Source organism: Streptomyces sp. NPDC023157 (genome assembly GCF_055560575.1).
The window spans coordinates 138,134-161,618 of the sequence record NZ_JBVHIL010000009.1 but is presented as its reverse complement, the minus strand read 5'-3'; the positions used below and the strand labels follow the sequence as shown (position 1 = coordinate 161,618).

Here is a 23,485-nt window from a genome sequence, read left to right as displayed (position 1 = left end):
CCGGGGTTTTTTTGTGCCCGGATATCCCCGCGCGCCCGGCCCCCCGCCCCGGCCCTCGCGTCCCTGTCGGCCGCGCTGGGGACGTGCTGTTCGACGTGGCCGGCCGGTAGCGACGCGCTGAAGGGGGCGGCGCCCGGCGCCGCCCCCTTCAGCCTCCCCGCGTCACGCCCTGGAGGGCTCCAGGACGTCGGCCAGCTCCTCCAGGAGGCGCCGCTTGGGGCGGGCGCCCACCATCGACTTCACGGGCTCGCCCCCGTCGAAGACCATCAGCGTCGGGGTCGCCATCACCCCGTACTTCACCGTGGTCGACGGGTTGTGGTCCACGTCGATCTCGACGATCCGCAGCCGCTCGCCCTCCTCCGCGGCGATGGCGCCGAGCACCGGCGTCAGCTGCCGGCACGGGCCGCACCACTGCGCGGTGAACTTCACCAGGACCGGCACCCCGGCCCCCAGGACCTCGGTGTCGAAGTCCGCGTCCGTGACCTCGGCCACGCCTGTCGCGTACGTCATTCCGTCGCTCCTCCCAGTTCGCATCGTGGTTCCGGGCCGCCCGGCAGTTCCGCCTCGGCCCGCAGCAGCTGCGCGCCGACCTGGGCGCGCACCTCCTGAAGCTGCTCGATGAGCCCGTCGAGCTCGCCCAGCTTGCGCCGGTAGACGGCCAGCGACGCGGGACACGCGTCGCCCGCCGGATGCCCGGCCCGCAGACAGTCCACGAACGGCCGGGTCTCCTCCAGGTCGAACCCGAAGTCCTGCAGGGTCCGGATCTGCTGGAGCAGCCGCAGGTCGTCCTCGTCGTAGGTGCGGTAGCCGTTGTCCGTACGCCGTGCGGCCAGGAGACCCCGGGACTCGTAGTAGCGCAGAGTCCGCGTGGTCGTGCCCGCCCGCTCGGCAAGCTCGCCGATTCGCATGTCCCGAACGTAAGCGTTGACGCCGACGTCAAGGCAAGCGGAGAGGCGGCCGTCAGGCCCGCGATCCGGTCCGGACCGCACCGGTCCGGATCCGTCAGGCTCCCGGCGGCAGCAGCGGCTTCCGTTCGACCGGGGAGGACAGGACGATCGACGTGGTCGTGCGGCCCAGCGCGGAGACCTGCTCCAGGATCTCCTCCAGGTGCACGGTGTCGGTCACGGCGACCTTGAGGATCCAGCAGTCCTCGCCGACCACGTGGTGCACCTCGCGGATCTCGGGCCGGGCGGCCAGCTCCAGGGTGCGGGGGTGCTTGAGGGTGTAACCGCCGTGCGGGTTCACCCTGATGAAGGCCTGGATGCCGTAGCCGAGCCGGGCGGCGGCGACCTGGGCGCCGTAGCCGGTGATCGCGCCGCAGGACTCCAGACGGCGGACCCGCTCGGTGACGGCGGCGGGGCTGAGCCGGACCCGGCGGCCGAGCTCGCTGAGTTTGATCCGGCCGTCGCTCTGGAGCAGGTCCAGGATCTGCCGGTCGATGGGGTCGAAAGCGCCCGCCGTGGTTTCGACGGCCGCGGCGCGCGGCGGCCGAGGTTCCTTCGGTGCGACGGCCCGGACTCCCATGTTTCCCCCTTCAGATGACGAGCGCACAACGTAACACTTGAGCCATGGACATTCTGATCATCGGCGGGAACCGCTATTTCGGAAAGCGACTGATAACGCGCCTGCTGGACGCGGGACATCGGGTGACGGTACTCAATCGCGCTTCTTCCGCGGCTCCGGAGGGGACCGTTCAGCTGGTCGCCGACCGAAACGACGAGGCTGCCCTGGAAAAGGCCCTCGGCGGGCGGTATTTCGATGTCGTGGTGGACCAGGTCTGCTACACCCCGCGCCAGGCGGAGATCGCCCGGCGGGTTTTCGCGGGGCGGACCGGACGCTATGTGATGACCTCGACGGTGGAGGTGTACGGGTACGAGGACTCCGCCGTCCCGGTCGCCGAGGACGTGCTCGACCTGGACGCGGTGACGGTCGACCCCGCACTTCCCTGGGAGGACCCGGAATTCCTCGACACGCACTACGGGGAGGGGAAGCGGCAGGCCGAGGCGGTGTTCGCGAGCGGCACGGCGTTCCCGTGGGCCTCGGTGCGGGTGGCGCACGTGCTCGGCGGCGCCGACGACTTCACCGGGCGGGTGGAGCACTACGCGCGGCGGATCCGGGCGGGCGAGCCGATCGCCGTGCCGCCGGTGAACCGGCCCGCGACCTATGTGTACGTGGAGGAGATCGCCGACTTTCTCGCCTGGGCCGCCGGGGCGGAATTCACCGGCCCCGTCAACGCGCATTCCCACGGCCCGCTGACCACCGCCGACATCTGCGCCGCGATCGAATCCCGGGTGGGCGGCAGGACCGTTTTCCAGGAGGTCGAGGTCGGGGAGGTCTCCCCCTTCTCCTTCACCCGCTCGTACGGGATGGACAATTCCCGCGCGGAAGCGCTCGGATTCCGCTTCTCGCATTCCTCGGAATGGCTCGCGCGGGCCGTCTCCGAGACGGTGCCCGCGCCGGCGGGTGCGTGATGAGGTACCGCACCCTGGGCGATCTGACCGTCGGCGCCGTAGGGCTCGGCACCATGCCCCTGTCCATCGAGGGACACCCGGACGAGACCCGCGCCCTCGCCACCGTCCACGCGGCCCTGGACGCGGGGGTGACCCTGCTCGACACGGCCGACTCGTACCACCCGCCGGGCGGGGAACCCGGCGCGGGCGAACGACTGGTGGCCCGCGCGCTCGCCGCGTACGGGGGCGACCGGGACGCGGTGCTGGTGGCCACCAAGGGCGGCCGGGGCCGGAGCGCCGACGGCGGCTGGACGGTCGACGGACGCCCGGAGCACCTGCGGCGGGCGGCCGAGGCCTCGGCGCGGCGACTCGGCACCACCCCGGTCGGCCTGTACCAGCTGCACAAGCCGGACCCGGCCGTCCCCTACGCCGAATCACTGGGCGCGATACGGGAGTTGCTGGACGCGGGCACGGTCCGGCTGGCGGGGATCTCCAACGTGGACGGCGGGCAGATCCGGCTGGCCCGGGAGATCCTGGGCGAGCGCCTGGTGTCGGTGCAGAACCGGTACTCCCCGGCTGACCGGGACGCCGAGGCCGAGCTGCGGCTCTGCGCCGAACTGGGCCTGGCCTTCCTCCCCTGGAGCCCACTCGGCGGCATCTCCCGCAGCTCCCTCGACGGCTCCTCCACCCAGGAGGAGGACCCCCGGTTCGGAGCCTTCCACCGGGTGGCGCGAGCCCGCGGGGTGAGCCCGCAGCGCGTGGCCCTCGCCTGGCTGCTGGCCCACCCGGGCAACGTCCTGCCGATCCCCGGCGCCAGCCGCCCGGAGTCGGCACGCGACTCGGCGCTGGCCGCCGAACTGGTGTTGACGGAGGCGGAGTTGGGCGAGCTGGGAGTTTGAGAGACGAAGGCGCCGGACCCATTGACGGGGCCGGTGCCTTCACCTACAAAAGCATCCTGAGAGCGCTCTCACCACCCCGCAGGCCCCCACGCCCCCCACCGGAGGTGCTCCCCTTGAGCCGCGCCAGACGCACCCCTCTGCTCGCCTCGCTCCTCGCCGCCGCCCTCGCCGGCGGCGCCCTGCTCGGACTCGGCGGCGCCGGTACGGCCAACGGCGCCGTACCACCCGCCCCCGGCTGGACGCTCCAGTGGAGCGACGACTTCGACGGCCCCGACCGCGCGCTGCCCGACGCGGGCCGCTGGCAGATCGACACCGGGCACGCCTACCCCGGAGGCCCCGCGAACTGGGGGACGGGCGAGATCCAGGAGTACACCGCGAGCCCCGACAACGTGCGGCTCGACGGCACCGGCAACCTGCGCATCACCCCGCTCAGGGACGGCGCGGGCAACTGGACCTCGGGCCGGATCGAGACCAGGCGGGCCGACTTCAAGGCCCCGGCCGGCGGCACCCTGCGCATCGAGGGCCGCGTTCAGATGCCGAACGTGACCGGCGACGCGGCCCTCGGCTACTGGCCCGCCTTCTGGGCGCTCGGCGCGCCGTACCGCGGCAACTACTGGAACTGGCCCGCCATCGGCGAGTTCGACATCATGGAGAACGTCAACGGCCTCGACTCCGTGTGGGGCGTGCTGCACTGCGGGGTGAACCCGGGCGGCCCCTGCGGCGAGACCACGGGCATCGGCGCCAGCCGCGCCTGCCCCGGCTCGACCTGCCAGTCCGGCTTCCACACCTACCGCTTCGAGTGGGACCGCTCGGTCTCCCCCAACGAGCTGCGCTGGTACGTGGACGGGCAGCTCTTCCACAGCGTGAACGAGACCCGGGTCGGCGCCACCGCCTGGGCCGACATGACGAGCCACGCCGGCTACTTCGTCCTGCTCAACCTGGCGGTCGGCGGGGCGTTCCCGGACGCGCTGGCGGGACGGACCCCGACGGCCGCGACCGTGCCCGGGCGCCCGATGCTGGTCGACTACGTGGCCGTGTGGACCAAGGGCGGCGGCACGACGACCACGCCGCCGACCACCCCGCCGCCGACCACCCCGCCGCCCGCGGGCTCCTCGACGCTGTACCTGCGCGGCGACGGCGGGGCCGGGGACGCGCAGGGCTCGGCCGGGACGGTCACCCTCGCCTCGGCGGGCGGGGCCAACCACGACGGGACGCCCACGAACCCGCAGGTCTTCACCTCGGGCCCGGTGACCCGCACGTACGACGGCGGCGCGACCCGCTTCGACCTCCTCGTGGACGCGGGCACGGTGGTCGCCAACGGGCAGCAGGTGCGGGTGAGTTACGACCGCACCGGCGACGGGACCTGGGACCGGGTGGAGACCTACGGCTACTTCGCCACCGACCCCGTGCCCGGCGACGAGCACTACACGGAGACGGCCGGGCTCCGGTCGGCCACCGGCACGCTCGGGAACCTGGTGAACGGGCGGGTCAGGGTCGAGGTGTGGAACGCGATCGGCAACGGGCCCAGCACCCTGGGCACCGGGAACCGGTCGGTGGTCCGCATCCCCTTCGGGTGAGGCGCCCGGCCCGTACGGCGGGCTGACGCACCACCCCCCGCCCGCCCCCACGGAACGACCCCGGCCGGGGGAACGGTCGGGGTCGGTCCGCTTCCGGTGCCCGGATCCGGCTCAAGGCCCGGGACCCGGAGTTCAGACGCCCGCGCGGGCGCGCTCCTCGCCCTCGTCGGAGCGCTGGTCCGGCAGGGGGGCCGGGCCGTGGCCATCGTCGACGAGGGTCGTCTCGTCGAACGGGGCGTTCCCGGCCAGCACCTCGGCGACCCGGGCCTTGTCGATCTCCTTGGTCCAGGTGCCGACGAGGACGGTGGCGACGGCGTTGCCCGCGAAGTTGGTGAGGGCGCGGGCCTCGCTCATGAAGCGGTCGATGCCGACGATCAGGCCGACGCCGTCGACCAGGTCGGGGCGGTGCGACTGGAGGCCGCCGGCGAGGGTCGCGAGTCCGGCGCCGGTGACGCCCGCCGCCCCCTTCGAGGCGATGATCATGAAGACGAGGAGGGAGATCTGCTCGCCCACCGAGAGCGGGTTGCCCATCGCCTCGGCGACGAAGAGCGAGGACATCGTCAGATAGATCGCCGTGCCGTCGAGGTTGAAGGAGTAGCCGGTCGGGACGGTGATGCCGACCACCGGCTTGCTGACGCCCAGGTGCTCCATCTTCGCGATGAGCCGCGGCAGCGCGGACTCGGAGGAGGAGGTGGAGAGGATCAGCAGGAACTCGCGGCCCAGGTACTTGAGCAGGGCGAAGACGTTCACCCCGGCGACCAGCCGCAGCAGCGTGCCGAGCACCACGAAGACGAACAGCGCGCAGGTCACGTAGAAGCCGATCATGATGACGGCGAGCGACTTGAGCGCGTCCATGCCCGTCGCGCCGACCACGGCGGCGATGGCGCCGAAGGCGCCGACCGGGGCGGCCCACATGATCATGGCGAGGATGCGGAAGACCAGCCGCTGGATGTGCCCGATGCCGCGCAGCACCGGCTCCCCGGCCGCGCCCATCGCCTGGAGGGCGAAGCCGGCGAGCAGGGCGACCAGCAGGGTCTGGAGCACCTCGCCCTCGGTGAAGGCGGAGACCATCGTGGTGGGGATGATCCCGAGGAGGAAGTCGGCGGTGCCCTCGCTCGCCCCCGCGGCCTGCTTGGCGCCGGCCTCGGCGAGGTCCTTGGTGAGGTGCAGGCCGGAGCCGGGCTCCAGGAAGTTGCCGACGACCAGGCCGATGGCGAGCGCCACGGTCGACATCACCAGGAAGTAGCCGAGGGCGAGACCGCCGACGGCGCCGACCTTGGCGGCCTTGCGGACCGAACCGACGCCGAGCACGATCGTGCAGAAGATGATCGGCGAGATCATCATCTTGATCAGGCTGACGAAGCCGGTACCGAGCGGCTTCAGCTCGACGGCGACGCCGGGCGCCAGGAAGCCCACGCCGATGCCGAGCAGGACGGCGCCGATGACGGCCAGATACAGATAGTGGGTGCGGTCCCGTCGTGCGGCCACGGGCTCCTCCTCGTACGCAGGGATCGTCCACGTCCCGGTGGACCCCGCGACTATCCATCAGCCCTGTGACCGGGGTCACGCTTGCGTGCCTTTCGTTCACGGCCGGAAGGCGGCACGTCTCGGTCGCGGCACGATTCGGACCGGCGGTTCGGGGTCGCGAATCGGCCAGGCACACTTGCCGCATGCGTCTCCCCCTCCCCCGGCCCCGCAGCCTCGCCGGCCAGCTCTTCGCGATGCAGGTCGTGCTGATGGCCGCCGTCGTCGCGGGCTGCGCCGTCTTCGCGTACGTGACGGACCGCGGCCAGGCGGAGGAGACCGCGCGCCGCCAGTCCCGGGCGACCGCCTCGGCCGTGGCCGACTCCCCTTCGGTGGTGGCGGCGGCCCGCTCGGCGGATCCGAGCGCGCTGCTCCAGCCGTACGCGGAGTCGCTGCGGCGGCACGCGGGCGTCACCTTCGTGGTGATCATGGCGCCGGACGGCACCCGCTGGACCCATCCGGAGCCGGCGCAGATCGGGCGCACGTACCTCGGCCACATCGACCGGGCCGTGCGCGGGGAGACCTTCTCCGAGACGCACCTGGGCGTGCTCGGCCCCTCGGTGCGGACGGTCGCCCCGGTCTTCGACCACGGCCGGGTGGTGGCCCTGGTCAGCGCCGGCATCACCATCGAGAAGATCAGCGAGCAGGTCCGCGAGCAGGTCACGGCGCTGCTGGGAATGGCCGGCGCGGCCCTCGCGCTCGGCGGCGCCGGCACGTACGTGATCAACGCTCGGCTCCGGCAGCACACCAAGGGCATGAACGCGACCGAGCTGAGCCGGCTCCACGACTACCACGAGGCCGCGCTGCACGCCGTGCGCGAGGGACTGGTGATGCTGGACGGGCAGCGGCGGATCGCGCTGATCAACGACGGGGCGCGGGAGCTGCTCGGGCTCGGCCCCGACGCCGTCGGGCGCTCGGCGGCCGAGCTCGGCCTCCCGGCGCCGCTCACCGGGGCGCTGCTCTCCTCCGAGCCGCGGGTCGACGAGCTGCACCTGACGGACGAGCGGGTACTCGTCGTCAACACCCGCCCGGTGGTGGGCGGGGAGCGCAGGGGCACCGTGATCACCCTGCGGGACCGCACCGAACTCCAGGCGCTGTCCGGCGAGTTGAACTCGGAGCGGGGGTTCACGGAGGCGCTGCGCTCGCAGGCCCACGAGGCCGCGAACCGGCTCCACACCGTGGTCTCGCTGATCGAGCTCGGCCGGGTCGAGGAGGCGGTCGGCTTCGCCACGGCCGAGCTGGAGCTGGCCCAGGCGCTGACCGACCGGGTGGTGAGCTCCGTCGGCGAACCCGTCCTCGCGGCGCTGCTGCTCGGCAAGGCGGCGCAGGCCAACGAGCGGGGCGTGGAGCTGGTCCTGACCGAGGCCAGCCGGATCGACGACGGGGTGCTGCCGGTGTCGCTGCCCTCCCGGGACCTGGTGACCATCCTCGGCAACCTGGTCGACAACGCCGTCGAGGCGGCGGGCGGCACCCCGTCCGCGCGGGTGACGGTGACGGCGCTCGCCGAGGACGGCGAACTGCTGCTCCAGGTCGGTGACTCGGGGCCCGGGGTGCGCCCCGAGGACAGCGCGGCCGTCCTGGACCGCGGCTGGTCCACCCGTGGCCCGGGCCGGGGGCTCGGCCTCGCGCTGGTGCACCAGGCCGTCACGCGCGCGTCGGGCACCCTGACGCTGTCCGGATCCCCGCTGGGCGGCGCGGAGTTCACCGCACGGTTGCCACTGCGGACCGCCGTGCGGACCGACGCCGTGGAGGTGGGCGCGTGAGCGGCGCCGGTACGGGCATCAGAGTGCTGGTCGTCGAGGACGACCCGGTCGCCGCGGACGCGCACGCGCTGTACGCGGGGCGGGTGGCGGGCTTCACCGTCGTCGGCGTGGCCCACTCGCGGGCGGCGGCCGTCCGGCTCCTCGACCGGGTCCCCGTGGACCTGATCCTGCTCGACCTCTATCTGCCTGACGGGCACGGGCTCCAGCTGCTGCGGGCGCTGCGCGCGGCCGGGCACGCGGCGGACGTGATCGCCGTGACCTCGGCGCGCGACCTCGCGATCGTCCGCGAGGGCGTGTCGCTCGGGGTCGTCCAGTACGTCCTCAAGCCGTTCACCTTCGCGACCCTGCGCGACCGGCTGGCCCGCTACGCCGAGTTCCGGGCGACGGCCGGCGAGGCCTCGGGCCAGGACGAGGTGGACCGGGCGCTCGCCACCCTGCGCACCCCGCAGCCCGCCTCGCTGCCGAAGGGGCTGAGCGCACCGACCCTGGAGGCGGTCACGCGGAGCCTGCGGGGCGCGGCGGAGGGGCTGACGGCGGCGGAGGCGGGCGCGGCCGTGGGCATCTCCCGCATCACCGCCCGCCGCTACCTGGAACACCTGGTGACCGAGGGCCGGGCGGCCCGGGCCCCGCAGTACGGCCAGATCGGCCGTCCGGAGCTGCAGTACCGGTGGCTCAGCACGACGGGCGGGGCGGGCGGGCCGGGCGGGAGCGGGCGGGCCTGGTGATCCGACCGGGGCCGGGGCGATGACCGGTCTCCACCGACCGCCCTCCTCCGACCGCTCCCCGGCGGCCCGGCTCCGCTGGCCGCCCTCCGGCGACCGCTCTCCGGCGACCCGTCTCCGCTGGCCGGACCCCCATGGCCGGATATCGGTCGGTGACTGGCCGATTACCGACGGGTTCCCACGTTCCTACGATCGTCAGGGTTGGGCGAACACACCGTAGCCACAGCTCACCCTCCGCTCCTACCGTGGAGCCGTGCACCAACCCTCCCCCGCCCCGCCGTTCAACGCCCTCGCCGCACGCCGTCTGCGCGAGGGCCTCGGCATGACCCCCGGCCACGTCGCCTACGGCCTGCGGGCCCAGTACGGCCTCCTCGTCGCCCCCGACACCGTCGCCGCCTGGGAACGCGGCCGGGCCACCCCCAGCTCGCAGGAGCTGACCGCCCTCGCGGGTGTCCTGTGGTGCTCCCCCGCCGAGCTCCTCGCCTCCGCCACCACCCTGCGCGAGCACCGGATGGCCCGGGGCCTGGCCCCCGAGGACCTGGCCCGCCGGGTGGGGCTCGAACCCGCCGCGTACCTGCGGATGGAGGAGTCGGGGCAGTGGCGCGGCAACGAACGCCAGACCTCCGCCCTCGCCGCGACCCTCGGCCTGCGCCCGCGCGCGCTGCTCACCGCGACCGGCGGCGACGAGAAGCTGTCGGGCCTGCTGCGGGACGCGGCGACCACCCGCTGGCAGGCCTACGTGAAGCCGGTGGTCAAGCTGCTGCCGCTGCCCAAGCGGACCGTCGAGGACGCGCTCCAGCGGCTGCACACCGACTACCACGCCAAGATGGCGGCCACCAGCAGCTGGGGCGCCTCGGCCGCGACGGGCGACGCGGGGCGCGCGTACCTCGACGAGATCATGGAGCACTTCTGGGGCCTCGTGGAACGGTAGGACGGGCCCGTAGATTGACGTCGGTGAGACGACACATAGCTTTCGAACGGCTGCACAACTTCCGTGACCTGGGCGGCTATCGGACCGCCGACGGCGGAACCGTACGGTGGGAGACCCTCTACCGCTCCGATTCCCTCTCCAAGCTGGCCGGACCCGACGCCGGGGCCGATCTGGCGCGCTTCCGCGAGCTGGCCGTGGCCACCGTGATCGACCTGCGCTACCCGTGGGAGATCGCGGCCAAGGGCCGCCACCCCGAGGGCGAGCCGCAGGCCTGGCACAACCTGAGCATCGAGCACCGCCCCTACGACCAGGCCGAGATCGACCCCGCACTCGATCCCTGGCGCTATCTCGCCGACCGCTTCGCCGAGGTCGCCGCCGACGGCGCGGCCGAACTGCGCGAGGCCCTGGAGGTGATCGCCGGCGCCGAGGGGCCGCTGGTCTTCCACTGCGCGTCCGGAAAGGACCGTACGGGGCTGCTCGCGGCCCTCGTCCTGGCGCTGCTCGACGTCTCCGACGAGCAGATCCTGGCGGACTTCGCCCTGACCGAGCTGGCCACCGAACGGCTGGTCGCCGACTGGAAGGCCGCGCATCCGGACCGCGAGCTGCGCTGGCCGGGGTACGGGCGCGCGCCCGAGGAGATCATGCGGCTGGTCCTCGCGGACCTGCGCGCGGAGTACGGCTCGGTGTACGGGTACGTCACCGGGCACGTCGGCCTCGACCCGGCCGTGGTGGCGGCCCTCCGCGCCCGGCTGGTCGAGCCGGCGCCTGTTTAGCGGTCAGCGCCGGTCGAAGCTGAAGAGCTGCCCCCGGGCGTCCGCCGTGCAGGGCGCCTGGGTCAGCCGGGACCACTCGGCCGTGCGGTCGCCGACGACGGTGACGCAGCTGCCGGGGGTCGCGGAGTCGGCCGGGACGATGCGGTAGCCGGTGACCGGGGTGCCGTGCGGCTCCAGGGCGAAGCGTTCGACGCGGGTGGGGTCTCCGCACTCCGAGTCCTCGAGCGCGGCGTACGGTATCCGGCCGCCGGACGGGATGCCGGAGCAGCCGACGGGGAAGTCCGGGTGGACGGAGACGATCCGCCACCGGTCCCCGCCGAGCCGTTTCAACTCGTAGCGGGGGACGTCCGCGCCCGCGCAGGCCCGCTGGTAGATCTGCCCGTCACGGTGGCCCCGCCGCTCGTTCAGGCACAGGTCCGAACCGATCACCCGGATGTGCACGGGCCCCTCGGCGGGCGCCGTGAGCACCGGGCGGTGCGCGTGGCCGGGCGGCGGGTCGTCCCGTACGAAGGCGACGACGCTGACGGTGGCGAGGACGAGCCCCGCCACGGCGACGGCACCGACGAGGGCCCGGCGCAACCGGGACGGCGGCTCGGGATCCGGCTCCTCGGGATCCGACTCCTCGGCGGCGGGCCAGCCGGGGACGCCGTCGGGGGGCGGCTCCGGCCCGTCGGGGGCGTCTCCCGGGGGGCCGTCCGACCCGTCGGAGGCGCCGATCGGGGGTCCGTCCGGCCCGTCGGGGGCGCCGCCCGGGGACCGGTCCGACCCGCCGGAGGCCCCGGCCCGCAGCCCGTCCGGGCCGCCCTCGGGCGCACCCGTCCGGAAACCGCCCGTCCCCGCGCCCCCGTCCGCCCCGTATCTCCCCCGCGCGGCCAGCTCCGCGCGTACCGTCTCCCACCCCTCCGCCCGTTCCGGCGGGACCCCGCAGGCGCGGACGAAGGCGGCGAGGAGTTCTTCGCGGGGGACGGTGGTGCGGGCCAGCATGTTGGCGACGGTCGAGCGGGGCAGGACGTCGCCGGTGGCCTCCGCGCGGGCCGACAGTTCCCGGTAGGTGAGGCCGGAGCGGTCCTTCAGGGCCTGGAGCCGCGCGATGAACTCGGCCGGGTTCCGTGCCTCCCGAGGGTCGGGAGCCCTCTCCCCCGTCGTCATGGCGCGCCGCTCCCCTCGTTGGGACATGTCCGGGACAGCCTCAAGCCTTGTTGATCGCGGCACGGGGCTCAAGCATGGATTCGGCCCCGATCGTCCACGGGGGGATGATCGGGGCCGGGGTGTGTCCGGGACAAGTCGGGACTTTGGTCCCGCTCGCGGGGGCCGGGGGTCCGGTCCTCGCAGGGTCCAGGGGGCCTGGCCTCGCGGGGCCGGGTGGGCCGCTCAGAAGACGGACTCGGCCTCGCGCATGCGGTCCTCGGGGACGGTCTTCAGCTGGGTGACGGCCTCGGCGAGCGGGACCATCTCGATGTCCGTGCCGCGCAGCGCGGTCATCCGGCCGAACTCGCCCCGGTGGGCGGCCTCGACCGCGTGCCAGCCGAAGCGGGTGGCGAGCACCCGGTCGTACGCGGTCGGGGTGCCGCCGCGCTGGACGTGGCCGAGGATGACCGGGCGGGCCTCCTTGCCGAGGCGCCGCTCCAGCTCGACGGCGAGGCGGTTGCCGATGCCCTGGAAGCGCTCGTGACCGTACTGGTCGATCTCGCCCTTCTGGTAGTCCATCGACCCCTCGGCGGGGTGCGCGCCCTCGGCGACGCAGATGACGGCGAACTTCTTGCCGCGGGCGAAGCGCTCCTCGACCATCTTCACCAAGTCGGCGATCTGGAAGGGGCGTTCGGGCAGGCAGATGCCGTGGGCGCCGCCGGCCATGCCGGACTCCAGGGCGATCCAGCCGGCGTGCCGGCCCATGACCTCGACGACCATCACGCGCTGGTGCGACTCGGCGGTGGTCTTGAGGCGGTCCATGGCCTCGGTGGCCACACCGACGGCGGTGTCGAAGCCGAAGGTGCGGTCGGTGGCGGAGATGTCGTTGTCGATCGTCTTCGGGACGCCGACGACGGGCATGCCGGCGTCGGCGAGCATCCGGGCGGCGGTCAGGGTACCTTCGCCGCCGATCGGGATGAGGACGTCGATGCCGTACTTCCGGGCCAAGTCGGGGGCGGACTCGGCGGCTTCGCGCAGCCGGTTCCGTTCGAGCCGGGCGGAGCCGAGGATGGTGCCGCCACGCGCCAGGATGCCGCTGACCGCGTTGAGGTCGAGGGGGCGGAAGTGGCCGTCGAGGAGACCCTTGAACCCGTCCTCGAAGCCGATGACTTCGTCGTCGTGGCCGGTCAGCGCCCGGTGCACGACCGACCGGATCACTGCGTTCAGGCCGGGGCAGTCGCCGCCTGCGGTGAGAACTCCGATGCGCATCGTGCTGTGTCTCCTGCTCGGTAGTGGTACGTGTGAGCCTCGTCGATTCTCACACGACCGGGTGTGCCGACGCGCTCGCTGCTACTCCGCGCGCCCGGTGCCCATGGGCCTTTCGGGGCCTTTGGTCCCACCCCTTCGGGCCCTCCGTCCGGCGGGCGTCCTATCCACCCACGGGGGTATTGTCAAGAGGGCAATGCCACCCTATCGGTGTTTTTTGAACACACTCGATTGACACTCGAACGGCACTCGACCGACGCTCGGTCGAGGCTCGGCAACTCGACACTCGACGGAACCTCGGTGGCTCCCACCGGACCTCGACCGACATCAGGAGACGACGGCGTGACGCGCAGCGTGTACGTGACCGGGATCGACCGCGGGGACGGCCGCCAGGTCGTCGAGCTGGGAGTCATGGAGCTCCTCACCCGCCAGGTGGACCGGGTGGGGGTGTTCCGTCCGCTCGTGCACGACGGACCCGACCGTCTGTTCGACCTGCTGCGGAGCCGCTACCGGCTCAGCCAGGACGCGGCGACCGTCTACGGCATGGACTACCACGAGGCCAGTGACCTCCAGGCCGAGCGCGGCACCGACGAACTGGTCTCCCGGCTCGTGGACCGCTTCCACGCCGTCGCCCGCGACTACGAGGTCGTCCTCGTCCTCGGGACCGACTTCGCCGGCACCCAGCTCCCCGACGAGCTCGCCCTCAACGCGCGGCTCGCCAACGAGTTCGGCGCCTCGGTGATACCGGTGGTCGGCGGCCAGGGCCAGACGGCCGAATCGGTACGGGCCGAGGCCCGCAACGCCTTCCGCGCCTACGACGGGCTCGGCTGCGACGTCCTCGCGATGGTCGTCAACCGGGTCGCGGGCGACGACCGCGCCGCGATCGCCGAGCGGCTCTCCGCCCGCCTGCCCGTGCCCTGCTACGCGCTGCCCGACGAGCCGGCCCTCGCCGCGCCGACCGTCGCCGAGATCACCCGCGCGCTCGGCGCCTCCGTCGTCCTCGGCGACGACGCCGGGCTGGCCCGCGACGCCCTCGATTTCGTCTTCGGCGGCGCCATGCTGCCGAACTTCCTCAACGCGCTGACCCCAGGCTGCCTGGTCGTCACCCCCGGGGACCGCGCCGACCTGGTCGTCGGCGCGCTCGCCGCGCACTCCGCGGGCACCCCGCCGATCGCGGGCGTGCTGCTCACCCTCAACGAGCGGCCCAGCGCCGAGATCCTCACCCTGGCGGCCCGTCTCGCGCCCGGCACCCCGGTGATCTCCGTACCGGGCAACAGCTTCCCCACCGCCGCCGAACTCTTCGCCCTCGAAGGCAAGTTGAACGCGGCCACGCCTCGCAAGGCGGAGACCGCCCTCGGTCTGTTCGAGCGGCACGTCGACACCGCCGACCTGCTGCGCCGGATCTCGGTCGCCCCCAGCGGCCGGGTCACCCCGATGATGTTCGAGCACGAGCTCCTGGAACAGGCCCGGGCCGACCGGCGCCGGGTGGTGCTGCCCGAGGGCACCGAGGAGCGCGTGCTGCGCGCCGCCGACGTGCTGCTGCGCCGCGACGTCTGCGACCTCACCCTCCTGGGCGACGTGGAGACGATCCGCAAGAAGGCCGCCGACCTGAGCGTGAACCTGGGCGACACCCAGCTGATCGACCCGCAGACCTCGGAGCTGCGCGACAGCTTCGCCGAGAAGTACGCGGCGCTGCGCGCCCACAAGGGCGTCACCGTGGAGCTCGCGTACGACGTGGTGTCGGACGTGAACTACTTCGGCACCCTGATGGTCCAGGAAGGTCTCGCCGACGGCATGGTCTCCGGCTCGGTGCACTCCACCGCCGCCACCATCCGGCCCGCCTTCGAGATCATCAAGACCAAGCCGGACGCCTCGATCGTCTCCTCGGTCTTCTTCATGTGCCTGGCCGACAAGGTCCTCGTCTACGGCGACTGCGCGGTCAACCCGGACCCGAACGCCGAGCAGCTGGCCGACATCGCCGTGCAGTCCGCGGCCACCGCCGCCCGCTTCGGCGTCGAGCCGCGGATCGCGATGCTCTCGTACTCCACCGGCACCTCCGGCTCCGGCGCCGACGTCGACAAGGTGCGCGAGGCGACCAAGCTGGTCCGGGCGAGCCGGCCGGAGCTGCGGATCGAGGGCCCGATCCAGTACGACGCGGCCGTCGAGCCCTCCGTGGCGGCGACCAAGCTGCCCGGCTCCGAGGTGGCCGGCCAGGCGAGCGTGCTGATCTTCCCGGACCTCAACACCGGCAACAACACCTACAAGGCCGTGCAGCGTTCGGCCGGCGCGGTCGCCGTCGGCCCGGTGCTCCAGGGTCTGCGCAAGCCCGTGAACGACCTGTCGCGCGGCGCGCTCGTCAGCGACATCGTCAACACCGTCGCCATCACGGCGATCCAGTCCCAGAACCCCGCCCAGGGCCAGGAGCTCCCCGCATGACAACCCCCACCCGTGTCCTCGTCCTCAACTCCGGCTCCTCGTCGCTGAAGTACCAGCTGCTCGACATGGGGGACGGCAGCCGGCTCGCGGCCGGCCTGGTCGAGCGGATCGGCGAGGCGACCTCGCGCCTCGTCCACACCCCGCTGCGGGGCGGCGGCGGCGCGAAGCGCGAGCAGAACGGCCCGATCGGCGACCACGCGGCGGCGCTGAAGGCGGTGGCCGAGGAGCTGGCGGCGGACGGGCTCGGCCTGGACTCGCCCGAGCTGGCCGCGATCGGCCACCGGGTGGTGCACGGCGGGCTGCGGTTCACCGAGCCCACCGTCGTCGACGACGAGGTGCTGGCCGAGATCGAGCGGCTGGTGCCGGTGGCGCCGCTGCACAACCCGGCGAACATCACGGGCATCCGTACGGCGCGGGCGCTGCGCCCCGACCTGCCGCAGGTGGCGGTCTTCGACACGGCGTTCCACACGACGATGCCGGAGGCGGCGGCGCGGTACGCGATCGACGTGGAGACCGCGGACGCGCACCGGATCCGCCGCTACGGCTTCCACGGCACCTCGCACGCGTACGTCTCCCGGGAGACGGCGAAGCTGCTCGGCAAGGCGCCCGAGGAGGTGAACGTGATCGTGCTGCACCTGGGCAACGGGGCCTCCGCCTCGGCGGTGGCCGGCGGGCGGTGCGTCGACACGTCCATGGGGCTGACCCCGCTGGAGGGCCTGGTCATGGGCACCCGCTCGGGCGACATCGACCCGGCGGTCACCTTCCACCTCAAGCGGGTGGCGGGGATGTCGGCGGACGAGATCGACACCCTGCTGAACAAGAAGTCCGGGCTCGTGGGGCTGTGCGGCGACAACGACATGCGCGAGATCCGGCGCCGGATCGACGAGGGCGACGAGCGGGCGGCGCTCGCCTTCGACATCTACGTGCACCGGCTGAAGAAGTACATCGGGGCGTACTACGCGGTGCTCGGCCGGGTGGACGCGGTCGTGTTCACGGCGGGGGTCGGCGAGAACGCGGCCCCGGTGCGGGAGGCTGCGATCGCGGGCCTGGAGGAGCTGGGCCTGGCGGTGGACGCCGAGCTCAACGCCGTACGTTCCGACGAGCCCCGGATCATCTCGCCGGTGTACGCGCGGGTGGCGGTCGCCGTGGTGCCGACCGACGAGGAGTGGGAGATCGCCCGGCAGAGCTACGCACTCGTGCGCGCCGTGTCGCCCGAGGGAGTGAACGCCTGAGCGGCCCCCCGCCCATTTGTACTTTCCACCAGACGGAATATTCCGCAGTGAAACAAACCGATAGGATCCGCTCCATGCGCCGTTCCAAAATCGTCTGCACGCTGGGCCCCGCCGTCGACTCCTATGAGCAGCTGAAGGCTCTCATCGAGGCCGGCATGAACGTGGCCCGATTCAACATGAGCCACGGGACCCAGGCAGAGCACCAGGAGCGGTACGACCGTCTCCGCAGGGCGGTGGCGGACACCGGCCGCGCCGTCGGTGTGCTCGCCGACCTCCAGGGCCCCAAGATCCGCCTGGAGACCTTCGCCGAGGGCCCCGTCGAGCTGGTGCGCGGTGACGAGTTCACCATCACCACCGAGGACGTCCCGGGCGACAAGTCCATCTGCGGCACCACGTACAAGGGCCTGCCCGGTGACGTGTCCAAGGGCGACCAGGTCCTCATCAACGACGGCAACGTCGAGCTGCGGGTCGTCGAGATCGACGGCCCGCGGGTCAAGACCGTCGTCATCGAGGGCGGTGTCATCTCCGACCACAAGGGCATCAACCTGCCCGGCGCGGCGGTCAACGTCCCGGCCCTGTCCGAGAAGGACGTCGAGGACCTCCGCTTCGCGCTGCGCATGGGCTGCGACATGGTCGCGCTGTCCTTCGTCCGCGACGCCAACGACGTCAAGGACGTCCACAAGGTGATGGACGAGGAGGGCCGCCGGGTCCCCGTCATCGCCAAGGTGGAGAAGCCGCAGGCCGTGGAGAACATGGCCGCCGTCGTCGACGCCTTCGACGCGGTCATGGTCGCGCGCGGCGACCTCGCGGTGGAGTACCCGCTGGAGCGGGTGCCGATGGTGCAGAAGCGCCTCGTGGAGATGTGCCGCCGCAACGCGAAGCCGGTCATCGTCGCCACCCAGATGATGGAGTCGATGATCACCAACTCGCGGCCGACCCGCGCCGAGGCGAGCGACGTCGCCAACGCGATCCTGGACGGCGCGGACGCGGTCATGCTGTCGGCCGAGTCCTCGGTCGGCGCGTACCCGATCGAGACCGTCAAGACGATGTCGAAGATCGTCACCGCGGCCGAGGAGGAGCTGCTCTCCAAGGGCCTGCAGCCCCTGGTCCCGGGCAAGAAGCCGCGCACGCAGGGCGGTTCGGTCGCCCGCGCGGCCTGCGAGATCGCCGACTTCCTGGGCGGCAGGGCGCTGATCGCCTTCACCCAGTCCGGCGACACCGCCCGCCGTCTCTCCCGCTACCGCGCGGCCCAGCCGATCCTCGCCTTCACGACCGAGGAGTCGACCCGCAACCAGCTGACCCTGAGCTGGGGCGTGGAGCCCTTCCTGGCCCCGTTCGTGGAGACGACCGACGCCATGGTCGAGCTGGTCGACGCGGAGCTGCTGAAGCTCCAGCGCTTCAACGCCGGCGACACGATGATCATCACCGCCGGTTCGCCCCCCGGCGTTCCCGGCAGCACCAACATGGTCCGGGTGCACCACCTCGGTGGCGGCGACCGCGACTGACGCGGGCCGGCGGCACCGCACAGCCGACGGCACGACGGAGCCCCCGTCCCTCCATGGAGGGACGGGGGCTCCGTCGTGCCCGGCCGGGTACGGCGCGGTCAGCTGGGCTCGATCGTGTTGTGCAGGCCCGGGACCCGGAGGGTGCCGCCGAACTGACCCGCCTGCGTCACCTTGGCGTTCGAGAAGAAGGCGAAGGGGACGTTGAGCGGGGGCGGGGTCTCGGGGCTGAAGGTGACCGGGATGAGGCCGAAGAGGTTGCCCTTCAGCTGCTCCGTGTACATGGTCACCGTGCCGTTGCGGATCGTGGAGGTCGACCCCTTGTCCGAGCGGACGTGTCCGGTCAGGCCGTCGGAGTGCACCGTCAGCTGGTGCAGGTCCTTGATGTCGATCTCGTCCGCGGTGAACTTCAGGACCTTCTTGATCTTCCCACTGCCCGTCTTGACCTCGACGATGCCCTTATAGTCGAGGCCGCGCAGGGTGAGCATCGAGGTCTCCAGGAGCCACGGGTCGTCCGGGAGCAGCGGGACGCCCGGCTCCAGCTGCGCGTCGGCCAGTGCCTGCGGGTCCGGCTCGGGACACGGGAAGCGCGGCTTCGCGCCCTCGGGTATGTCCGCGTCCTTCTTCGCGTCGAGGCCCTGGGCGGACTCCGGCAGCTCCTCGGTCTTCGCACCGGCCTTGTCGGCGGCGGACTTGATGGCGGCCTTGGTCTTCTCGGTCGCCTTGTCGGTCTTGTCCGTGCCGCTCTTGTCCGTGCCGGTCGTGCCGCCGGTGGTGCCGGTCTTCGGCGGCGCCGTCTGCTTCGGGGTGTCCGGAGCGGACGCCGTCGGCTTGGGTGCGGCCGGTGCCGTCGTGGTCGGGGCGGGGGCCGGCGCGGTGGTCTTGTCCGGGCCGTCGAACAGGTCCTTGAGCGCGTCGCCGAGGCCCAGCGGGTCGAGCGGGTTGACCGACTTGGTGGGCGCGGGCGCGGCGGGCGTCGACTTGGGCGCGGGGGCCTGGGTGACGTCCGTCTTGGGGGCCGTGGTGGCGGTGGTGCCGCCCGTGGCGGTCGGTTCCGGGACGGTGGTCGCGGACCCGGTGGGGTCGGGCTTCGCCGTGCCGGTGGCGCTCGCGCTCGCCGTCGGGTCCGGGCTCTTGGTCGCGTCCGGCTTGGTGCTCGCCTCGGCCGTCGGCTCGTCCGAGCGGGTCACGCACGGGCCGGGCGCGAAGGGGATGTCCTTGTCGTCGGCCAGGGCCAGCCGGGGCGTGAGCCCCATCCCGACGAGCACCGCGGTGGGCATGGCCGCGAGGGCCATCGCCTTGCCCGCGGGGACGTGGATCTTGTTCAGCAGTGACTTGCGCGGGGCCGCGTGGCGCGGTCCTCTCGACGTCTGCGCCGCCGACTGTGATTCGTCACCCCGCACTGTTCCTCCCGCCGTTGGCTTCGATCGTCGTCTCGGCCGCCGGCGCCTCGGGACCCTGGTGCGGGATCACGGGCTGCGTCGTGCCGTCGTGCAGGTGCGCGTACTCGACCGGTGCGGCCGCCTCGGGCTGGGCCGCGGCTTCGTGCTGGGCGACGCCCGGCGCGGGTTCCTCGGCCGGCGGTGCCGGGGCCCAGGACGCCGACATTCCGCCGCCGATCAGGGCGCAGAGGAAGCCGATGACGAGGCCGCCGAAGTTCGACACAGGGATGGAGACCAGCGCGAGCACGATCGCCGCGACACCCGCGAAGACCCGGACGAGCGGCTGGAACCACATCGTCAGGCCGAGCGTGATGAGCAGGACGCCGATGATCAGCGCGCCGGCGCCCGCCGTCGTCTTCATCGCGAGCGTGACGTTGCCGAGCCGCATGTCCCCGTACGGGAGGTAGGCGATCGGTACGCCGCCGATCATGGTGAGAAGGCCCGCCCAGAAGGGCCGGGTCTGCCGCCAGACCTTGAACCCGCTGTCGTGGGGGACTCCGCTGGAAGCAGTGGACTCGGCGCTCATGGAAAACAGCTCCCTGGAAGCGGTGTTGCTGAAAGAAGTGGAGATGAGCCGGTGCTGCCGAAGCGGGTGGGGGCCGTACGGGACGGCCCCGCACCCGGACGCGTCAGTCCTTCACGGACGTCGGCATCAGTAGCACTCGACCCCCGCGCCCTTGCCCCGCTTCAGGGAAAGGTCGAGGTTCGGCAGCTTGAAGGTCGCGGCCGTGGTGGCCCACGCCTTCTGGTGGACGTCGCTGAGCTTCGCGTCCTCGGCACGCTGGCCGAAGCCGTACGGGTTGGCCTTGGTGCCCGGCTGGATGCCCGGCTTGCCGTCCTGCTTGGCCAGCTTGCCCGCGGCCACGCCGATGTCGATGTTGCCGAACTCGGCGTCGGCCTTCAGCTCGGAGACATCCAGGTAGATGTCCTTCGCGTAGACCGGCTTCTTGTCCTCGGTGCCGGCCTTCAGCACCAGCGTCACGTCGCCGACGAACGGGATGTTCGGCGTCACGACGGACTGGCACATGTTGGAGATCCAGGCCTCGGAGAAGCCGGACACGGCGACCGGAGCCGCGAAGTCCTTGCCCTCGAGGTCCTTGCCGGCGTCGACGCTGCCGTACTGGACGAAGTCCTTGCCGACGAGAGTGTCGGCCTTCACCTTGAACTCCTGGCCGGAGATGCTGAAGGACGCGGCGAGCGCGCCCTGAGCCAGGCCGACACCGATCGCGGCCGTCGCGGCCACACTCGGCACCATGACGACGGCGAACCGCTTCCATCTGGTCCCGCCACGAACCTGGGACTTCATGAGAATTCCTCCTTCTCGGACGTACATCTCCGGATGGGCCCCGGGCCCGTCCTGGGATGGGAGAAGTGCTACGTCCTCGGGAAGGGGAGCGCCGAGGGCTCAGGCGGCACGACGCGCGTCCGAATCACCGGCGGTCACCCCCGAGCGACAACCACTGGCCACGCCGTGCGCGCGGCCGGATTGGACAGGCCCTGCCGGTCAGAGCAGGAACCCCCCTGTCCACGACCGGCGGCACCGCCGCCGGCCCGCTCGGTGGGGACCCTCTGCCCGCTGGTGCGGTATCGGACCGAGCGTCGCCGATCGTGGTCCATTACGGGCCCCCGCACAAGGGGGTTCGTTACTGGCTAGTAACGGCCTGATAACCACGACACGACAGGGCGGCGTCGCGCCGCCACGCACGGTGCCGCCGCGTGACGGGACAAAGGAGGAGAAGGAAGAGGAAACCCGGACAGAATTCCAGGTTCGATTTACTGCAAGTAACAGCGGCCGCGATTACCAAGTTTTGGTAAAGCGCGGCCGCCGAATGTCACTGTGTCGCCAAATCGTCCCCGTACGGACGGGGCGAACGGCTCAGTACAGCGCCCTTGCCAGGGCCTGCCGGGCGGCCGTCACGCGCGGGTCGTCGGCGCCGATCACCTCGAACAGCTCCAGGAGCCGCAGCCGCGCCGCGGTCCGGTCCTCGCCCGCCGTACGGCGCACCGCTTCGACGAGCCGGCCGAAGGCGTCCTCGACATGACCGCCCACCAGATCGAGGTCGGCGGCGTCGATCTGCGCGGCCACGTCGGCCGGGCCCTCGGCCGCGGCCTTGCGCACCGCCTGCGGGTCCATCGCCTGCACCCGGGCGAGCAGCTCGGCCTGGGCGAGCCCCAGCCGGGCCTCCGGGTGCTGCGGGTCGTCCACGAGCACGTTCTTGTACGCCTGGACGGCACCGGCCATGTCACCGGCGTCCAGCGCGGACATGGCCGCTTCGAGCAGGGCGTCGTACGGGCCGACCGGCGCGACGGCGGCCTCGGCGTCCGGGTCCCCGGCGGACGGGTCCACCTGGATGCCCGTCAGACCGAAGCGCTCCTCGGCGACCAGGACCAGCTGGTCGAGGGTCTCGCGGATCTGCGCCTCCGGGGCCGCGCCCTGGAAGAGCGGCAGCGCCTGACCGGCGACCACCGCGAAAACGGCCGGAATTCCCTGGATGCCGAACTGCTGCATCAGCATCTGGTTGGCGTCGACGTCGACCTTGGCGAGCAGGAAGCGCCCGTTGTACTCGACGGCGAGACGCTCGAGAAGGGGGCCGAGCTGCTTGCAGGGCTCGCACCACTCGGCCCAGAAGTCGATGACGACCGGGACCTCGGCGGAGCGCTGGAGCACATCGCGCTCGAAGCCGGCCTCGTCGACGTCGATCACCAGGGCGGAAGGGGCGACGGCGGGCGTTCCGCCCTGCCGGACGGCCTCGGCGCGGGCCTGCTCCGCCTTCGTCTTGGCCTCACCGGCCGCCTTCACCGCGGCGAGGTCGACGACGCCGCTCATGGACATGTTTCGGGGCTGCATGCCTACATCCTCCCCCTTCCGCGCGCGTAACCGGTAAGCCATGGCTGATCCGTGCCGTCCACGAGGGACGACACGGACCGCTGTTCGTCTGCGCCGGGTCCCCACCCGGCGCGGTGGTTGTCGCGAGCCGGCCCCTGAAAGCCTTTCGCTACGGGTCGTAGCGTAATCCTCCCTCCCCGGCCGCGGGGAGGCCCGGGTGGTGAACTGCCTCACATCTCCGCCCCCTGGTGCAATACCTACCGGCGGGTATGGTCGACCTCCATGTGTAGCCGCACCCGCTCCCGCGCCCGATCCGGACGCCCCCGTTCCGCCGAGGCCGACACGGCCATCCTGGAGGCGACCCGGGCGGCCCTGGTGGAGCTGGGCTGGTCCAAGCTGACGATGGGTGACGTCGCGACCAGGGCGGGGGTCGCCAAGACCACGCTGTACCGGCGCTGGGCCAACAAGAACGAACTCGTCGTGGACGCCGTCGCCGTCCTCTTCGACGAACTCGAACTGCCCGACCGGGGTTCCCTCCAGGCCGACATCGCCGACGTGGTGCTCCAGTTCGCGGCGCTCCTCGAACGCCCCGAGACCAAGACCGCCCTGATGGCCGTGGTCGCCGAGTCCACCCGCGACGAGCCGCTGCGCGAGCGCATCCGCGCCTCGATCGTGGACCGCCAGAAGCGCCTCGTCCTGGAGGGCCGCCAGCGCGCCCAGGAGCGCGGGGAACTCCCCCAGGAGCGCGACCCGCTGACCGTCGAGGCGATCGACGACCTCATCTTCGACGTGGTCGCGGGCGCGGTGGTGCACCGGGCGCTGGTCAGCGCGGAACCGGTGGACGAGCCCTGGGTGCAGCGCCTCACGGCCCTCCTCCTCGGCGGCCTCGCGGCGGCGGCGGAGCAGTAACCGCCGGGAGCGGTGGCCGGCGGGAGCGGTGGCCGGCGGGAGCGGTGGCCGGCGGCACGACGAAGCCGCCGCACGCCCCCGGAGGGACGGTACGGCGGCTCGGT

Annotated in this window: 21 protein-coding genes; 11 read left to right on the top strand and 10 right to left on the bottom strand. The window is 72.5% G+C overall.

Translation table 11 applies throughout. The features are described from left to right. Window positions 1-162: 162 nt before the first annotated feature. From ACZ3ZE_RS29435 to ACZ3ZE_RS29425, 3 genes are all read right to left on the bottom strand, one after another. Window positions 163-510: a thioredoxin family protein gene (locus ACZ3ZE_RS29435; protein WP_361175376.1), complete on the bottom strand. Its 348-nt coding sequence runs from the start codon at window positions 508-510 to the stop codon at window positions 163-165. Beyond that, complete coding sequence (locus ACZ3ZE_RS29430; protein WP_361175380.1) at window positions 507-908, bottom strand: MerR family transcriptional regulator; 402 nt, start codon at window positions 906-908, stop codon at window positions 507-509. The genes ACZ3ZE_RS29435 and ACZ3ZE_RS29430 overlap by 4 nt, the downstream gene beginning before the upstream one ends. A 94-nt stretch (window positions 909-1,002) precedes the next feature. Continuing rightward, window positions 1,003-1,524, bottom strand: coding sequence for an Lrp/AsnC family transcriptional regulator (locus ACZ3ZE_RS29425; protein WP_363292742.1), 522 nt, complete (start codon window positions 1,522-1,524; stop codon window positions 1,003-1,005). Window positions 1,525-1,568: 44 nt separating this feature from the next. Here ACZ3ZE_RS29425 and ACZ3ZE_RS29420 point away from each other — a divergent pair, with 44 nt between their 5' ends. From ACZ3ZE_RS29420 to ACZ3ZE_RS29410, 3 genes are all read left to right on the top strand, one after another. Continuing rightward, on the top strand, window positions 1,569-2,471 hold the full coding sequence (locus ACZ3ZE_RS29420) for an NAD-dependent epimerase/dehydratase family protein (protein ID WP_467261415.1): 903 nt from the start codon (window positions 1,569-1,571) through the stop codon (window positions 2,469-2,471). After that, the gene (locus tag ACZ3ZE_RS29415) at window positions 2,471-3,349 is read left to right on the top strand and encodes an aldo/keto reductase (protein WP_361623869.1); all 879 of its coding nucleotides are present in this window, start codon (window positions 2,471-2,473) and stop codon (window positions 3,347-3,349) included. The genes ACZ3ZE_RS29420 and ACZ3ZE_RS29415 overlap by 1 nt, the downstream gene beginning before the upstream one ends. Window positions 3,350-3,462: 113 nt before the next feature. Next, the gene (locus tag ACZ3ZE_RS29410; RefSeq protein ID WP_442304427.1) at window positions 3,463-4,926 is read left to right on the top strand and encodes a glycoside hydrolase family 16 protein; all 1,464 of its coding nucleotides are present in this window, start codon (window positions 3,463-3,465) and stop codon (window positions 4,924-4,926) included. A gap of 132 nt (window positions 4,927-5,058) precedes the next feature. Here the strand turns inward: ACZ3ZE_RS29410 and ACZ3ZE_RS29405 are convergent, their stop codons facing one another. Then, entirely contained in the window at window positions 5,059-6,414 is a 1,356-nt protein-coding gene (locus tag ACZ3ZE_RS29405) for a cation:dicarboxylate symporter family transporter (protein WP_361623875.1), read from the bottom strand. 182 nt (window positions 6,415-6,596) lie between these two features. On the opposite strand from ACZ3ZE_RS29405, the gene ACZ3ZE_RS29400 reads away from it, so the two are divergent. The 4 genes from ACZ3ZE_RS29400 to ACZ3ZE_RS29385 all read left to right on the top strand — a co-directional run bounded on the left by ACZ3ZE_RS29400 (window position 6,597) and on the right by ACZ3ZE_RS29385 (window position 10,639). After that, window positions 6,597-8,213, top strand: a complete 1,617-nt coding sequence (locus tag ACZ3ZE_RS29400) for a sensor histidine kinase (protein WP_363292739.1) — start codon at window positions 6,597-6,599, stop codon at window positions 8,211-8,213. Further along, a complete protein-coding gene (locus ACZ3ZE_RS29395; protein WP_361175400.1) occupies window positions 8,210-8,938 on the top strand; it encodes a response regulator in 729 nt (242 codons plus the stop codon). Before ACZ3ZE_RS29400 ends, ACZ3ZE_RS29395 begins: the two co-directional genes overlap by 4 nt. Window positions 8,939-9,257: 319 nt before the next feature. Continuing rightward, window positions 9,258-9,866: a helix-turn-helix transcriptional regulator gene (locus tag ACZ3ZE_RS29390; RefSeq protein WP_361623947.1), complete on the top strand. Its 609-nt coding sequence runs from the start codon at window positions 9,258-9,260 to the stop codon at window positions 9,864-9,866. A gap of 23 nt (window positions 9,867-9,889) precedes the next feature. Further along, window positions 9,890-10,639 carry a tyrosine-protein phosphatase gene (locus ACZ3ZE_RS29385; protein WP_361175403.1) on the top strand — a complete coding sequence of 250 codons (750 nt, stop codon included), beginning with the start codon at window positions 9,890-9,892 and terminating at the stop codon, window positions 10,637-10,639. 3 nt (window positions 10,640-10,642) lie between these two features. On the opposite strand, the gene ACZ3ZE_RS29380 is transcribed toward ACZ3ZE_RS29385, so the two are convergent. Continuing rightward, a complete protein-coding gene (locus ACZ3ZE_RS29380) occupies window positions 10,643-11,788 on the bottom strand; it encodes a helix-turn-helix domain-containing protein (RefSeq protein ID WP_467261413.1) in 1,146 nt (381 codons plus the stop codon). Window positions 11,789-12,010: 222 nt separating this feature from the next. Then, window positions 12,011-13,036: an ATP-dependent 6-phosphofructokinase gene (locus tag ACZ3ZE_RS29375; RefSeq protein ID WP_361175410.1), complete on the bottom strand. Its 1,026-nt coding sequence runs from the start codon at window positions 13,034-13,036 to the stop codon at window positions 12,011-12,013. Between the two features lie 339 nt (window positions 13,037-13,375). Between ACZ3ZE_RS29375 and pta the strand changes: the two genes are divergently transcribed. The 3 genes from pta (at window position 13,376) to pyk (ending at window position 18,206) form a co-directional block, all read left to right on the top strand. Beyond that, window positions 13,376-15,469 (top strand): phosphate acetyltransferase, encoded by a 2,094-nt coding sequence (gene pta, locus ACZ3ZE_RS29370; RefSeq protein ID WP_361175413.1) that lies wholly within the window; start codon window positions 13,376-13,378, stop codon window positions 15,467-15,469. Then, window positions 15,466-16,701, top strand: a complete 1,236-nt coding sequence (locus tag ACZ3ZE_RS29365; protein ID WP_467261411.1) for an acetate kinase — start codon at window positions 15,466-15,468, stop codon at window positions 16,699-16,701. The genes pta and ACZ3ZE_RS29365 overlap by 4 nt, the downstream gene beginning before the upstream one ends. Before the next feature lie 74 nt (window positions 16,702-16,775). Next, window positions 16,776-18,206, top strand: a complete 1,431-nt coding sequence (gene pyk, locus ACZ3ZE_RS29360; protein ID WP_361175419.1) for a pyruvate kinase — start codon at window positions 16,776-16,778, stop codon at window positions 18,204-18,206. 98 nt (window positions 18,207-18,304) lie between these two features. Here the strand turns inward: pyk and ACZ3ZE_RS29355 are convergent, their stop codons facing one another. The 4 genes from ACZ3ZE_RS29355 to ACZ3ZE_RS29340 all read right to left on the bottom strand — a co-directional run bounded on the left by ACZ3ZE_RS29355 (window position 18,305) and on the right by ACZ3ZE_RS29340 (window position 22,493). Continuing rightward, window positions 18,305-19,606, bottom strand: coding sequence for a hypothetical protein (locus ACZ3ZE_RS29355; RefSeq protein ID WP_467261409.1), 1,302 nt, complete (start codon window positions 19,604-19,606; stop codon window positions 18,305-18,307). Continuing rightward, window positions 19,596-20,171 (bottom strand): DUF6114 domain-containing protein, encoded by a 576-nt coding sequence (locus tag ACZ3ZE_RS29350; protein WP_467261407.1) that lies wholly within the window; start codon window positions 20,169-20,171, stop codon window positions 19,596-19,598. Before ACZ3ZE_RS29350 ends, ACZ3ZE_RS29355 begins: the two co-directional genes overlap by 11 nt. A 126-nt stretch (window positions 20,172-20,297) precedes the next feature. Continuing rightward, entirely contained in the window at window positions 20,298-20,951 is a 654-nt protein-coding gene (locus tag ACZ3ZE_RS29345; RefSeq protein WP_361175428.1) for a DUF6230 family protein, read from the bottom strand. Window positions 20,952-21,521: 570 nt separating this feature from the next. Continuing rightward, window positions 21,522-22,493 carry a tetratricopeptide repeat protein gene (locus tag ACZ3ZE_RS29340; protein WP_361175431.1) on the bottom strand — a complete coding sequence of 324 codons (972 nt, stop codon included), beginning with the start codon at window positions 22,491-22,493 and terminating at the stop codon, window positions 21,522-21,524. A gap of 261 nt (window positions 22,494-22,754) precedes the next feature. On the opposite strand from ACZ3ZE_RS29340, the gene ACZ3ZE_RS29335 reads away from it, so the two are divergent. Continuing rightward, complete coding sequence (locus ACZ3ZE_RS29335) at window positions 22,755-23,381, top strand: TetR/AcrR family transcriptional regulator (protein WP_361175434.1); 627 nt, start codon at window positions 22,755-22,757, stop codon at window positions 23,379-23,381. Window positions 23,382-23,485: the final 104 nt, after the last annotated feature.